General features: G+C 48.6%; 8 protein-coding genes and 1 rRNA gene. 7 read left to right on the forward strand and 2 right to left on the reverse strand.

Annotation, left to right across the window (positions count from 1 at the left end; all coding sequences use genetic code 11):
- The first annotated feature begins 142 nt into the window (after window positions 1-142).
- Window positions 143-259 (forward strand): 5S ribosomal RNA (gene rrf, locus KQJ23_RS03885).
- Window positions 260-359: 100 nt separating this feature from the next.
- On the opposite strand, the gene KQJ23_RS03890 is transcribed toward rrf, so the two are convergent.
- Window positions 360-1,760 carry a glycosyl hydrolase family 18 protein gene (locus KQJ23_RS03890; RefSeq protein WP_216477378.1) on the reverse strand — a complete coding sequence of 467 codons (1,401 nt, stop codon included), beginning with the start codon at window positions 1,758-1,760 and terminating at the stop codon, window positions 360-362.
- Window positions 1,761-2,108: 348 nt separating this feature from the next.
- On the opposite strand from KQJ23_RS03890, the gene KQJ23_RS03895 reads away from it, so the two are divergent.
- Complete coding sequence (locus tag KQJ23_RS03895) at window positions 2,109-3,740, forward strand: formate--tetrahydrofolate ligase (RefSeq protein WP_216477379.1); 1,632 nt, start codon at window positions 2,109-2,111, stop codon at window positions 3,738-3,740.
- Between the two features lie 54 nt (window positions 3,741-3,794).
- Window positions 3,795-4,988 (forward strand): GNAT family N-acetyltransferase, encoded by a 1,194-nt coding sequence (locus KQJ23_RS03900; RefSeq protein WP_216477380.1) that lies wholly within the window; start codon window positions 3,795-3,797, stop codon window positions 4,986-4,988.
- Between the two features lie 152 nt (window positions 4,989-5,140).
- Here the strand turns inward: KQJ23_RS03900 and KQJ23_RS03905 are convergent, their stop codons facing one another.
- Window positions 5,141-8,995, reverse strand: coding sequence for a glycoside hydrolase family 10 protein (locus KQJ23_RS03905; protein WP_216477651.1), 3,855 nt, complete (start codon window positions 8,993-8,995; stop codon window positions 5,141-5,143).
- A 292-nt stretch (window positions 8,996-9,287) separates the two neighbouring features.
- Between KQJ23_RS03905 and KQJ23_RS03910 the strand changes: the two genes are divergently transcribed.
- The 4 genes from KQJ23_RS03910 to KQJ23_RS03925 all read left to right on the forward strand — a co-directional run bounded on the left by KQJ23_RS03910 (window position 9,288) and on the right by KQJ23_RS03925 (window position 14,363).
- Complete coding sequence (locus tag KQJ23_RS03910) at window positions 9,288-10,643, forward strand: ABC transporter substrate-binding protein (RefSeq protein ID WP_216477381.1); 1,356 nt, start codon at window positions 9,288-9,290, stop codon at window positions 10,641-10,643.
- Window positions 10,644-10,735: 92 nt separating this feature from the next.
- Window positions 10,736-11,692 carry a carbohydrate ABC transporter permease gene (locus KQJ23_RS03915; RefSeq protein WP_212938990.1) on the forward strand — a complete coding sequence of 319 codons (957 nt, stop codon included), beginning with the start codon at window positions 10,736-10,738 and terminating at the stop codon, window positions 11,690-11,692.
- Complete coding sequence (locus KQJ23_RS03920; protein ID WP_216477382.1) at window positions 11,689-12,552, forward strand: carbohydrate ABC transporter permease; 864 nt, start codon at window positions 11,689-11,691, stop codon at window positions 12,550-12,552. Before KQJ23_RS03915 ends, KQJ23_RS03920 begins: the two co-directional genes overlap by 4 nt.
- Before the next feature lie 89 nt (window positions 12,553-12,641).
- Complete coding sequence (locus KQJ23_RS03925) at window positions 12,642-14,363, forward strand: cache domain-containing sensor histidine kinase (protein ID WP_216477383.1); 1,722 nt, start codon at window positions 12,642-12,644, stop codon at window positions 14,361-14,363.
- Window positions 14,364-14,367 lie beyond the last annotated feature (4 nt).

Raw genomic sequence — 14,367 nt, forward strand, 5'->3', positions numbered from 1 at the left:
AATATCTAATTCAGATCTACGTTTCGTATCCAGTTTTCAGGGAGTAAGACTTCCTGAACTGATTTTAGGCTGCATGTCCTTTCTAAGGATGGATATTTTGCTGGTGAGTAATCATTGAAGCAAGCGCAGCGCAAAAATCCTGTTTGGTGGCGATGGCGGAGGGGTTCCACGCGTACCCATCCCGAACACGACCGTTAAGCCCTCCAGCGCCGATGGTACTTGGACCGAAGGGTCCTGGGAGAGTAGGACGCCGCCAAGCAACACAAAGAGCACTGCCGATAACTCGGTAGTGTTTTTTTATATATGTAAACAAGTAGGGGGTACATTGCACCCCTACTTGTTTAGAATACTGGTACTACTTAGTTGCTTTGCGCCCGTACTTTATTGCCGATAGCTTGCAGCAGACTCTTGTCCAGATCGGTCGTATCTTGGGTCAGTTCCCAAATCATCACGCCGCCCAGATGATCGAGGGCATATTGCGTCTTGCGCTCAATTGTCGGAATGCCGTTATAATGGGCTTGCATTCCGTTAATCATTGAAACATCGGTGTTGTAAGCATTGGGGTTAGCTTGCAGGATATCTCGATAAGACGCCCAGGATGGACGTCCATAGAAAGGAACGCCCAGGACAACCTTCTCTGCAGGCATATTGCGAGTTTCTTTCCAGTACTTAGCCGATAAGACAGCAAAATCATAAGTGGAGTGGCGATCACCATCTCCTCCGTCATAAGCCATCACGTTAAACCAATCAACGGCATTGATGACCGCATTCGTATGAGCCGCCGCATCCCAATATATAATGCCTTCCGGCGTCACGCCGCTGAGCACGGCGGAGGTGAGCAGCATATTTTCCTTCTTCAGCTCTTGGCTCAAATATACCATCAAGCTTTCATATTGCTGTTTGCTGGATCCATCGCTTCTTGGATGCTCCCAGTCCATATCGACCCCGTCAAAGCCGTATTGCTTGGCCATCGCGATGATTGCATTGCCGAATTGCGTGACTTTTTGCGGTGTACTGGTGGCAGCCATGAACGTGTTCTCCAGCGGAGTTCCATTATATGACCAGCCTCCCACGGCAAGCAGAACCTTCACGTCTTTGGCATGGGCGGTTTGAATAATTTGAGTTGCCGCAGCGGGATTCTCCAGCGGTAACAACGATCCGTCACTGGTAGGAATCGCAAAGGCATAGTTGATATGCGTCAGATTCTGATATTGAATCGTTCCGATTTTGCCAGGCTCCCAACTTGGATAGTAACCAACTACCTTGAAATCGCCTGAAATCGGTGGATCGTCTGGCCCTCCTGGATTTGGATTCGGGTTGGGGTTCGGATTTGGATTCCCGGAGATCAGTTCCCAAACTGCAGCAATTCCCGGGATTTCCCCCAAGGTCCACCATTTTGCTTTGTAGAGCTGATCATTATATGAAACAATGTCGTTGCCGACATATGCCTTGCTGCTGCTCCATACGGGATATTCCCCGTTTGATGGAGGAACCAGTTCCCACACCTCGGTTTCTCCCGGAACATCTCCCTGAGTCCACCACTTGGCTCTGTATTCGTTTCCATTATAAGAGACAATATCATTAGCAAGGTAGACGGCATTGCTATCCCAAGCAGAATGAGCGGCTATAGTTACATTTTCACTGGCATCCAGAGCGATTGCTGCCTGTGTTGCTTGTGCATCGAACGGGAGCGGGGCAAACAGGGTGATTAATAGCGCCAAAATAGCCAAGATTGAAATTTTTCCTTTACGCTTCTGCATCATCAATTCATCCTCTCTTAAATGTAAATAATAGATTTGTAGAAGGCACGGTTAAAAATAAAAAGCAGCCTTCGAACGCCAAGACACCTCCCCTTGACAGAATAGTACAGGCGCCCGAATGACCTATCTTTATTTCTCTTAAATGTTAAATATAGGCACTCTATACAATTAATACTTTGATAGAGTTGTTAGATTTTGTCAATGACATTTTATAAATCTGTCGATTTATCTCGCTGTTTTGCAAAATAGTGAAAAAATGCGCATATCTCCTGAGTAATTCATGTAAAATAAGAGTTGTGGAATTTTCATAATTTGCACGGAAAATGATGTTGGAGGTAGCTTGCTGGAATGAAGCCAATTTTGGAAGTAGCCGGATCCTTCGGGATCGAGGAACAATATGTGGAAATGTACGGGCGCTATAAAGGTAAACTGGATTTGAGCATTAACCGTGATTTGCGAAACCGTCCTGATGGAAAATTAGTGCTGGTGACAGCAATGAATCCAACACCGGCCGGGGAAGGCAAGACTTTGACGACCATCGGACTGGCTCAAGCGCTGAATGCAATTGGGGAACCAACAATAGCTGCGCTAAGAGAGCCATCTCTAGGTCCTTGCTTTGGTATGAAGGGTGGAGCGACAGGAGACAACCGGGCTCAAATCGTACCTCCTGATGAGATTAACTTACATTTTACCGGGGACTTGCATGCTATTACCTCTGCGCATAATTTATTGGCTGCGATGATAGATAATCATATATTTCAAGGAAACTCTTTGCAGATTGATTTAAGTCGAATCGTGTGGAAACGCGCCATGGATATGAATGACCGGAGCCTGCGGCAAATCGTAGTCGGAATTGGCGAAGGGAACGGCAATGTTCACGAGTCTGGCTTTATGATTACTACTGCCTCAGAGGTTATGGCTGTCCTCTGTCTGAGTGAGGATCGGGATGATCTGAAGCAGAGGCTGGCACGGATGGTCGTGGCTTATACCATCTCTGGGGAGCCCGTTACAGCGGAGAGCATAGGAGCTGTTGATCCTATGACTGTCTTGCTGAAAGAAGCGATCAAACCTAATTTGGTTCAGACTATCGAAGGTACGCCGGTTATTGTACATGGAGGTCCTTTTGCGAATATTGCTCATGGCTGCAGCAGTGTGATTGGTACGAAAACCGCATTGAAGCTGGCAAAAATTGTAGTTACAGAAGCAGGATTTGGCGCCGACTTGGGTGCGGAGAAGTTCTTTGATATCAAATGCCGCCAAGCTGGACTAAGCCCGGATGCTGCGGTGCTGGTAGTGACTGTCAAGGCGCTTAAATACAATGGAGGAGCGCCAAAGACAGAGCTGGATCAGCCTAATCAACCCGCGCTTATATCAGGGCTGGCGAACATGCGGCGTCATCTTGAGAATCTCGTGAAATTCGGGGTTCCTGTCATGGTGGCGATTAACCACTTCAGCAATGATTATGATGATGAAGTAGCGCTTATTATTGAAGAGTGCGAGCGTCTGGGGATTCAGGCTGCAGTATCTGATGTATGGGCAAAGGGAAGCCAGGGCGGAGCGGAAATGGCAGAAGCGTTAAAAGAGATGCTTAACAGCAAGACTGCGAGCTATGCGCCACTATATCCCAATGATTTACCTCTGCTGGATAAAATTGAGACGATTGTACACGAGATTTATCGTGGAGCAGGGATCAAGCTTTCGGCCAAATCCGAAGCAAAGCTTAAGGAGTTGGAAAGCGGCGGTTACGGGACTCTGCCGGTTTGCATGGCAAAGACACCGTATTCCTTCTCGGATCAGCCAAGTCTACTTGGCGCGCCGGAGAATTTTACAGTGCAGGTTAAGGACGTAACCCTCTCGGCAGGAGCCGGCTTCGTAGTCATTCACACCGGCAATATTGTAACGATGCCGGGATTACCTAAGGCACCTGCGGCGCACCGAATTCATCTTGATGAGCAAGGACAAGTTGAAGGTTTATTGTAATATATAATATATAGAGGAATTCAGACGACGAAAAAATGCGAAGGAGGCGACATGATGAGTAACGCTCAGGAAATCCGGCAACTCACGCCGGAAGAGTTCGATGTAAGCATGGAATTATCCCAATATGCCTTTCAATATAAGGTGAAGCCAGAGGAGCTTGAAGAGCGGCGGACTAAATTCAAGGCCGAGCGCTTTTGGGGTGTATTTCAGGAAGACGAACTGCTGGCCAAGCTAACCTTACTGCCTCTTAATCTTTACATTCAAGGCGAGGCCGTTCCTATGGGCGGCATCGCGGGTGTAGCAACCTGGCCCGAGAATCGGCGCGAAGGCCTGGTCGGCCGGTTGCTTACGCATATGTTGGCACATATGAAGGAGCAGGGCCAAGTATTATCATGCCTGCATCCGTTTCTGATCCCTTTTTACCGGAAATTTGGCTGGGAAGTGTATACCGATTATAAGAAGTACACCATTGAGGTGGCTAACCTGCCCGTCAGAACAGAGCTTCGCGGCGGCACAGTGAAGAGAAATGTGAAGGATATAGCGTTACTCGACTCCGTCTACCATAGCTTTGCCCCAAGATATAACGGCACACTCGTAAGAGATAGCGAATGGTGGGAGCAGATGGTGCTGGGAGACGAGAGTCATACTGCAGTATTCTATTCTGACTCAGGAGTTGCCGAGGGATACATTCTGCATCAGATCAAAAATCAGCAATTCCTCATTGACGAATTCGTGTATTTGAATGAACATGCCCGCCAAGCGCTATGGACTTATGTAGGCAACCACGATTCCATGGTGAAGCAAGTTGTTGTCGATCATGTGCCGGCGGATGACCTATTACCGTTCTTGCTGCGTGATCCTCGCTGCAAGCAGGAGACGGTTCCCTATTTTATGGCACGAATTGTAGATGTGCCGTCCTTTTTGCAATATTATTGCTTTAACCCCGGGGCCTCAGAAATGAGACAACTTCGCTTCAGCATCAAGGACGAATATGCGCCTTGGAATGAGGGGGAATGGGACCTGAGTATATCTCCTGACGGATCAGCACGCATGGAACGTGCAGCAACTTCCGGGCCTGGGCAAGACCTGCTTATGATCGACATACAAGCCTGGACAGCAATGCTGCTTGGCTATAAAAGACCGCTTGAGATGCTTGCCTATGGGCGCCTGAATGGACCGCAGAAGGCTGCCGAGCTGCTGGAGCAATGGATTCCTGTGAGCAAGACCGCATTGCTTGATTTCTTTTAATCGCTTGATAACGTTATGGAGTATAAATTTATTCAATGGGCCAAGCCAAAGAAGACATCTTCCTCTTAGAGGTTGATGTCTTCTTTGCTTAACAATGCTGAATATTGGACGGCCCGTATCCAGAAAATTGACTTGTTACGGTATGCAGCAGATTATAGCCGGGACCATGCCCGATACAAAATAACTGCGGCCTCTGCTCGCGTAAGTGCGTCTTGCGGAGCAAGCTGGCGGTTCTTTCCGTTAATAATGCCGAGACTGATTAGTGCAGCTGCACTGTCCCGGGCATATTCCGGCACGCTTGCCGCATCGGAGTAAGTTGTCAATTGCGCGTCACTGCTCTGTTTAATACCTGCTGCAGCCAATGCTTGGGCTGTCAGGACGAACATATCCTGGCGCGTGATGACGGCATCGTTAGTCAGTGCAGTGAAGGCTTCTGCCTCTTGCGCATTCAACCCTAATGCATGGACCAGGGCTGCTGCGAATTCACTGCTGGTGACCGCTTGTGCCGGGGAGAAAGCCCCGCTGTTGTCATTCCCCGCAAGAACGCTGCGGGCTGTCATGGCTCCTATGGCTTGCCCGGCCCAATGCGCTGGCTGCACATCATTGAAAGCAGGGGATATATAGGCGGAAGCATAATTACCTAATTCGTCTGTCTCAAATACGATCTGGTCGGTGGCTTGATTAAAGCGGCCGTTCACAATAGGGATTGTCTGCATGTCTGCCTGCTGGTCAATGAACCAGACGACCAATCGTTCCGGATGCTCTTGGTCCGCAGCAGCAAGTGTATAAGGCAACTTCACAATGACGGGCCGCTCTAGCTTGCTTACAGTCTCGCCGCTATATTCAAGCATGAAGCCTATAGTTGGCCGGTCCCCAACGTAAGCACGGTCGGCTGCGGACAGACCGGATAATGTGGCACGGCTGATGTGAATACGGAGGGCTCCCTCAGAATCTGTGCCTGATTTCAGTAAATTTGCAGGGATATCCAACTCGGCATAATCCGTAATGATCAGAAGCTCAAAGTCTCCCAAGGCTTTCATGCTTTGTTCAGGAAGTTCTATTTCGTAGCTGTCTACATTGGCCTGTGCCGGGAACTCAATGGTCAGTGTCTTTGCTCCACTTATTTTGGCTTGTGCCATAGCCTTGTTTAGCAACGAGGAGGAAATTAGGGCTTTAGCCCGCTTGGCGGAGGTTGTAATTACTGGCTGAATAATCACATTTCCGTTTTGCAGAAGCACATCCTCCGATGATGAAGCTGAGGGATTGGAAGGGCTGGCCGCATTGTTATTGCCCCCGCTGCCCCCGTTACTGCCGCCGTTCCCGGGTGTGCTGCCAGGCTTGCCGATCAGAGTCAGTACTCCATAAACCGAGGTATCCTGATATCCATTGCCTGTCGTATCGTTCCAGGCTGCGACACTTTGGCGTGCGCCATCCTTGGCGTCGTTAATTTGAACATCAAAGCCAATCTTCATCTGATTCGCAGGCGACACTGTCTTGAACGGCAATTTCGCTTCAACAGTATAACTGCTGCCGCTAATCTTTGTTGCCGATACGAAGCCTTCTGACAGACTGTCAGGATTAAAGGAAACTTCATTATCGAAGTTGATTCTGTACTGTCCGTCATCTGCCTGATAGAACGTCGTTCTCGCCTTGTTTTCATCCAGGAAGATTTCAACAGAATCCTGCTCCCAGGCATTCGTATTTGTCTTATCCAGTTGAGCATCATTGACTTGGATCAGCACGTACAAATTTTCATCGTCCCATAATACCCTGGCCGTGCCGCTGGCTCCTTGCCAGGCCATCTGGTACTGATCAATCGGGACGGCCGGCGTATCATTCCAGATCGCATCGGCAGCGCCATCTATTACAGGCGTCGCGTACTTGGCGGTTGATTTGCGGGCTTCGGATGAATCGGGTTGATGCTCTGCTATAAATTTAGCCGGATCAATGACCGCGTAGTAGGCTGGCTTGGCTTGAAGATTCTTGTCAAACAACAGCGGATTAGAGGAAGCGCGCCAGCTTGTTCCGTCGTCCTGCCCCCAGAACGTTACGCGGCTGACCTGTTCACTATGCTCCTTGTACAGTTGCATTAGTTGGGCATACAAATATCCTTGTGCTTCGGCCTGCTTTTCAGATAATTGATAATCGCTTCCAGCCTGAATATCTAACTCGGTCACTCCGACCTCGACTCCTAATGAAATGAATTGCTCAAGGGATATTCTGACATTCTCAGGGTTCGTATTAATGCTGTAGTGACCTTGCATACCAATACCATCGACCAGCAGCTTGCCGGGATGTGTATCGGCATACTTCTCATTAAGTTCCTTGACCATGCTGTAGATTGCGGTTGCTTTGTTGCGGTTGTCATCATTGTAATCATTATAGTACAGCTTGATGTTCCAATCCGGATGGTCATCCAGCACCTCGCGGGCGGCAAGGAAGGCTTGCTCCAAATAATCAGGTCCGATGGCCTGATACCAAGGTGATTTGCGAAGAGCGTTCTCCCAATCGGCCGGATCGGATGGATTATCATTCATCGCTTCATTCACAACATCCCAAGAGATCACCCGATCACCAAAATGCTCCATGACAGTGCGAATATGTGTGCGCAGGTTATCCAACGCTTCTTCCCGCTGGAGCGGAGAACCGTCCGAATTCATATTTAGCCAGCTCGGAGATTGCTGGTGCCAGACGAGCACATGACCATGCATTTGCATGCCGGCATCCAGAACCTGATTCACCATGGCATCTGCGCTATCGAAGGTGAAGCTGCCTTTGATTTTTTGAAGCGCATCCGGCTTCATCGCATTGCCTGCGGTAACCAGTCCGTGATGCATCTTCAGCAGTTCAAATCGAATTCCCTCCAAGTCTTCCGCTGTGATCGCATTTCCAATTAAAAAGTCCGAGGCGTAGACATCTTTGATCGGTATCAGATCACGTTCGATATCAACGGAGCCTGAGCCCGTAGCTTCAAAGGAGATATCGTCAATATAGAACGAGGCGTCCTTGCTGCCGGAGCTTTCCACATAGAGCGTCAGGAATTCGTTCCCTACACTGTTATACCGATAGTTCCCTTCAAGCAGGACCCATCCATCATCAGCACGAATTGTTTTTGGCGCAAGGACAACATAATTGGCACTACTGCCTTCGCCGATTTGGGTGGATAATTGCAGCTGTGAGCTTTCAGGTGAAATCAGCTTGACCCAGGCGGAAATTTTATATTCATGCCCCTTGTCCACATATTTCTCCACTCTGATGGTTGGTCCATGCCAGGTATCGGAACGCCCCTCTACCTTCAAGGCGTAACCTCCGCCTTCCGTATGGTTGGCTTCGCTGGTGATGCTAAGCGTCTCTGAACCCGAACGGCCCGTAAATCCGCCTGTCAACTGATCCTCAAAGGTGATCGTGGGAAAAGGCAGGGCAGGGTCTCTAGAAGGATTCTCCTCACCTGAAGAGTTTGCGCCTGTAATATGGATATCTCCGATATAGAATGGCACTTCTGCTCCGGCGTCATTGGATTGTACTCTTATAGCCGAATCCTTGGCGGTATCAACAGTAAATTCCTTGGTCAGTGTAATCGCGCCGCCGCTAATTGCGTTTTTGCCATCCAGCCATCCATAGCTGTTAACGGTCTGCAGCGCAATTTGCGCGCCATTAGGCACGATGGTGTCAACGCCGATGTACACAGATACGGTTACAGTGTAGGTCTGACCATTCGTAAGCCCGATATCGGCGAAGCGAAAATCCGCGCCATCCCAATTATTCATCCGGTTGCTGACGTATAATGCGGCGCCATCCTCGTTGCCGTCAAAATGCTTATCCGTCACCGGAGTCAAGGATGAGCCGCCTGCTTGGATTGCAGAACCCTTTCCGGTTGCAAAATCCTCATGATATACCGTGATAGTATCATTAATACCGGATGATTCGGCTCTCGCATGGCCTGGCAGCAGCCCTGATGGAAGAAGCAGGGTGAGGGCCAGACTAAATGCAAGGGTCTGCTTGATCATCTGTGATTTCACATGCTCACGTCCTCTCGATATTTTCCTGCGAATAAAGCGCTTACAAATATTAAGCTGGGAAATCCTCCTTTCTGGAAGTCATAGTAACATGATCCCAAACCGTTTGTACTTCTCCAAATTAAAGAACCTTACTGCATTTTTTTAGTTGTTTCGAATTCGGAAGCAACGGCAATCAGAAGAATCTCCACCATAAATCGCAAAAATGCCTCCTCAAAAAATGAATCCGTTTCCATTAGACTGAAGATGAAAAATATGGAGAACAAGAGAGGGGTAACAAGCAATGAAGAGAAGCAAGCCACTTGCGATTCTGCTCATCGCTGCCTTAATGATTCTTTCCTTGGCAGCCTGCGGAGGCAACGGTAATAATGCCTCAAACAATGGAGGCAACACACCGGCACCTTCCACAAATGAAAGCACCGGAGGCGATACCAGCGAGCCGGCCGAGAGCGCAGAACCCGTTGTATTATCCTTCTGGTCGCTCGGTACGACAAACTATGAGGAACTGGCTAAGGAATATACGAAAGAGCATCCGAACGTTACATTCAAGTTCCAAAATACGTCGGACCAAACTGCTCATCATAACAACCTGACAACGGCATTATCCGCAGGTTCGGGAGCGCCTGATATTTTCATGCTGGAAATTGCATTTATCGAACGCTTCATTAATAACCAAGACAAATTCTATAACCTTTATGATCTTGGAGCAAAAGATATCGAAAGCAACTACCTCGACTGGAAATGGAAGCAAGCCACATCGCTTGACGGCTCCTTCCAGCTTGGACTTCCAACTGACATTGGTCCTACTGTCGTATACTACCGTACCGACCTGATTGAGCAAGCAGGACTGCCAACGGATCCGGACGGATTCAGCGCAGCGATCGATACCTGGGATAAATTCGCAACGGTGGCTAAGGATTTCAAGGCTAAGACCGGCAAGCCTTTCACCGATTTGACGGACCTGCTCTATAACGGTCTTCGTGACCAATCACCAGACCAAATCTACTTCAGCACAGAAGACGGTTCGTTCATCGGCGATACAAATCCGCAAGTGAAGAAAGCTTATGACTTTACCGTAAAAGGCATTCAAGAAGGCTGGGTGGGCAACTGGACACTGTGGTCTCCGGAATGGCAAAAAGCAATCAATGACGGCGACTTCGGCGTTCTGCTCGGACCGGCCTGGATGGCAGGAACCATCCGCAATGGCACGGACGGTTCAGGTAAATGGCAAATTGCACAGCTTCCGGAAGGCGCAGGGAACTGGGGCGGTTCCTTCCTGACCTTGCCGAAGGAAGGGAAGCATCCGAAAGAGGCTTACGAATTCATCTCCTGGCTCGTAAGCAAAGAAAACCAGTTGAAGTCCTTCAAGGCGAGCGGTCTGTTCCCGTCGATTCCGGCAGTATACACAGAGCCTGCTTTCTCAGAGGATAAGGATGATTTCTTCGGCGGGCAAGTGATCTCCGAAGCTTACGCCAAATCGGCAGAACGCGTAAAACCGGTTTACTACGGACCATTGCATGACCAGACAGATGCTTTCTTCAAGAATGCACTGAAGAATGTGCTTGAGAAAAAGGCTGATCCTGAAAAGGAATGGGAAAGTGCAGTGAAGCAAGCGAAGACGCTGGTAGATCGCAGCTAAGCAATTCATAGGTAATCTCAAATCCGAATCGCATCAGGGAACCCTCCCTCCATGCGGTTCGGATTTATCAATGACTTCACGGAGGTGCATTCATGCCAGAACTTGCTACCGCGCATCCGGAGCCGAACACTCCACGTAAGAAACCTTTTCTGACGGAGACACGGCGGAGCCGGATTACGGCGTATACGTTTATTTCACCGTTTTTTATTCTTTTTTCTATATTTGGACTCTATCCAATTCTGTTTACCATTTACTTGTCCTTTTTTAAATGGGATGCATTAGGCCCGATGAAGTATGTAGGTCTGAAAAATTACAGACTGGTCACGGAAGACCCGACCTTCTGGATTTCCTTTAGCAACACCCTCATCATGGCGATCATGGGGACACTTCCCCAGTTGATCGTGGCTTTGCTGGTTGCCATCATGCTGAACTCGGCACTTAACCGGTTCAAGAACACCTTCCGGGTGCTGTATTTTATGCCGAATATTACGTCCATCGTGGCGGTTACGCTGGTATTCAGTACGATGTTCGGCAATAACGGGATGATCAATTGGATCTTGAATAATTTCGGCTTGGAAAGTGTGCCGTTCAATTCAGGCTGGTGGGGAGTCAAGATTGCGATCTCCACGATGGTTATGTGGCGTTGGATGGGATATAACGCGATTATATTCTTGTCCGGTCTGCAGAGTATTCCCAATGATATTTATGAGGCTGCCAAAATTGATGGTGCCAACCGTACCCAGCAGCTGCTGCATATTACGTTGCCGATGCTTCGCCCATTCATCTTATTCGTCACGCTGGTATCCACGATTGGATCCCTGCAATTATTTACAGAGCCTTATGTCTTCCTTGGACAGGGCGGTACAGGCTCGACGCGTCAGGAAGGGATCACGATGGTAACGTATTTGTACAATGAAGCATTCAGTAACGGATTTTTTGGAACGGCTGCCGCAACGGCTGTGCTGCTGTTCATTGCTACCATCCTGTTCTCAGTGCTTAATATGGCCTTATCCAGCCGGATGGGCGGAGATACGGGAGGTGGAGCATGAATCTGATTGCTCGTATGCGTCGTAAACCCGATGAGCCGGGAATCATAGGCAAGCTTTTCTTTTACCTGTTCCTGATCATCGGAGCTCTGGTATCCGTATTCCCGTTCTATTGGATGTTTGTGGTTGCGACCAATGACAAGAATGCAGCCTTTCATATTCCTCCGCTGTTAATCCCGGGTGGGGAGTTCTTTAATAACTTTGCTCGTGTGCTGGAACGCACGGACTTTTTCCGGTCCATGTTTAACTCGCTGGTTGTGGCTACTTCAGTCACTGCATCGGTTGTATTCCTGTGTACATTAGCAGGCTTTGCCTTTGCCAAGTACGAGTTTCCGATGAAGAAGACCTTGTTCGTATTTGTTATAGCGACGATGCTTGTACCGGTTCAGCTTGGTGTATTGCCGCAGTACGTTATTATGGCGAAGCTGCACTGGATCGACTCCTATAAAGCGCTGATTGTCCCTGCCATGGTCAATGCGTTCGGTATTTTCTGGATGAGGCAGTATATCTCTTCAGCAGTCCATTCCGAGCTGCTGGAGGCCGGACGTATTGATGGGGGAGGACATTTCCGGATTTTCTGGAACATTGCGATTCCAGTAGTAACACCGGCAATGGCTACCCTGGGTATCCTTAACTTTATGAATGTATGGAATGATTTCTTCTGGCCGCTCGTTGTTCTGAAGAACCGTGAGAACTATACGATTCAGCTTGCGCTGCAGCAGCTCTTTACCAACAAGGACGGCATCGATTTCGGGATGATCATGTCCGCAACCTTTACGGCGACGCTGCCGCTTCTGGTCGTCTTCCTGCTCTTTAGCCGCTGGGTCATTGCAGGTCTGACGTCCGGTGCGATCAAGAGCTAGTCATTCCAGGTGAATGGCAGTCTGCACAAGGAGTTAGCCTCCTATATGAAGAATAATAGATGCAGTAGATCAAAGGGGGAGAGCCATTCATGAAGCTCCGTCGAAAAATCCTGCTGGCTATTATTCTTCTTGTGTTTATACCGGTCATTCTTATGGGCTCGGTATCTTACTTCAGTTACTCGAAGACGATGGAGCAGAAGTCCAGCAATTTTTATTGGGTATCCCTGCTTGAGACGGATCGGAAGCTGAATTATGCGCTGAACGAGATTACTACGGTGTCTAATTCCGCCATTACCCAGAAGCAGATTCAGCGGATCCTCAAGCAAGCAGGCAGCCCTGTTACTTATGAGCAGCGGCAGGAAATAAATAATTTGTTCAATCATTCCATGATTCTTTCCTTCGACATTTACTCCAAGGAGCAGCTGGTCTATTCATCCGCCAATTCGATGTCCTTCGAGCAGATGAAGCGTCAGAACTGGCATGAAGCCATGGAGGCAGCGGAGGGGAGGCCGATCTGGTCCGGTCCCGGAGAGAACGGCAGTGCGGAGGAAGGCAAACCGTTGCTGATTCAGGCCCGAATCATTAAAGATTTTTATTCTCTTGAGGATATCGGAACACTGGTTATCTATGTGAAGCCGGATATCCTGGATCAAGTATTCTGGGACGCGGCTACCCTTAAGCAGGGAGATATTTTACTGGTGAACCGCCAAGGGAATATCGTCTTTGATAAATCGGGTGAGCATATTGGAGAAAACACGGCATTTCCTTTCCTGTCCGTAGCGGACGGCAGCGGTAAAGGCGACTATGTGGACAAATATGCCGGGGAGAGCTCGCTCATTACGTATTTGCCATCCCATAATAAAGAGTGGTATCTCGTTGCGATCACACCGCGTAAGCTAATCAACTCAGAGTCGGTAAAAATACGCAATATTGCCGTTGTTCTGGTGTTGCTCTCGTTAATCTCGGCTTTTCTCTTCGACCGTTACTTCATCCGGAGATTAGTCAGCAGCATTATTAGCGCCGTAAACGGGATGAAGCGGGTACAGCAAGGGATTTTCATGCCAATTACGAAGCCCGTACCGGCTTTGGATGAGCGGGATTTGCTGATTGATGGCTTTAATCGGATGAGCCGCCAAATCTCGGAACTGATTGAACAGGTACAGATCGAGCAGGCACGGAAAAAAGAGGTAGAGCTGCAGGCGCTGGTGGCCCAGATCAATCCCCATTTTATATATAACTCTCTGGAATCTATCAACTCGATGGCCGTTTTGGAGGGGAATAAGAATATTAGCAAAATGGTCGTTTCTCTGGGTAAACTGCTGCGGATCAGTATCAGCGAGAGCCAGCAATTAGTTCCTCTTTCGACGGAAATGGAGCATGTTAAGCATTATATGGATATTCAGAAGTTCCGTTTTGAAGACAAATTTTCATACCGGATTGAATTGGCCGAAGAGCTTAAGTATTACAAGACGCAGAAGCTGATCGTACAGCCGATTGTGGAAAACGCGCTCTATCATGCAATTGAACCAATGGAGGGCCAAGGACAGATTTCAATTATTGCCCATGACGGCGGGGGAGATATACTAATCGATGTGGTCGACAATGGCCCGGGCTTCGATCAGGACACGTTATTGGGGCTTTGGAGCAAGGATTGGGAGCATTTGAAGAAGTATCGGGAGAACGGCGTTGGTCTGAAAAATGTGCATGAACGGCTTCGAATCCGATTTGGAGCGTACTATGGCATCATGATCTGCTCCACTCCGGGATATGGATCAATTATTCGGATACGTATTCCAAAAATCGGGTCATAGGGGG

Origin of the sequence: Paenibacillus brevis, assembly GCF_018919145.1 — a bacterium.
GTDB lineage: Bacteria > Bacillota > Bacilli > Paenibacillales > Paenibacillaceae > Fontibacillus > Fontibacillus brevis.

Excerpts from the sequence above, each read along its gene's own strand:
- KQJ23_RS03915 (WP_212938990.1), top strand. The coding sequence starts at position 10,736 with ATGCCAGAACTTGCTACCGCGCATCCGGAGCCGAACACTCCACGTAAG.
- KQJ23_RS03905 (WP_216477651.1), bottom strand. The coding sequence starts at position 8,995 with ATGATCAAGCAGACCCTTGCATTTAGTCTGGCCCTCACCCTGCTTCTT.
- KQJ23_RS03900 (WP_216477380.1), top strand. The coding sequence starts at position 3,795 with ATGAGTAACGCTCAGGAAATCCGGCAACTCACGCCGGAAGAGTTCGAT.
- KQJ23_RS03925 (WP_216477383.1), top strand. The coding sequence starts at position 12,642 with ATGAAGCTCCGTCGAAAAATCCTGCTGGCTATTATTCTTCTTGTGTTT.
- KQJ23_RS03910 (WP_216477381.1), top strand. The coding sequence starts at position 9,288 with ATGAAGAGAAGCAAGCCACTTGCGATTCTGCTCATCGCTGCCTTAATG.
- KQJ23_RS03890 (WP_216477378.1), bottom strand. The coding sequence starts at position 1,760 with ATGCAGAAGCGTAAAGGAAAAATTTCAATCTTGGCTATTTTGGCGCTA.
- KQJ23_RS03895 (WP_216477379.1), top strand. The coding sequence starts at position 2,109 with ATGAAGCCAATTTTGGAAGTAGCCGGATCCTTCGGGATCGAGGAACAA.
- KQJ23_RS03920 (WP_216477382.1), top strand. The coding sequence starts at position 11,689 with ATGAATCTGATTGCTCGTATGCGTCGTAAACCCGATGAGCCGGGAATC.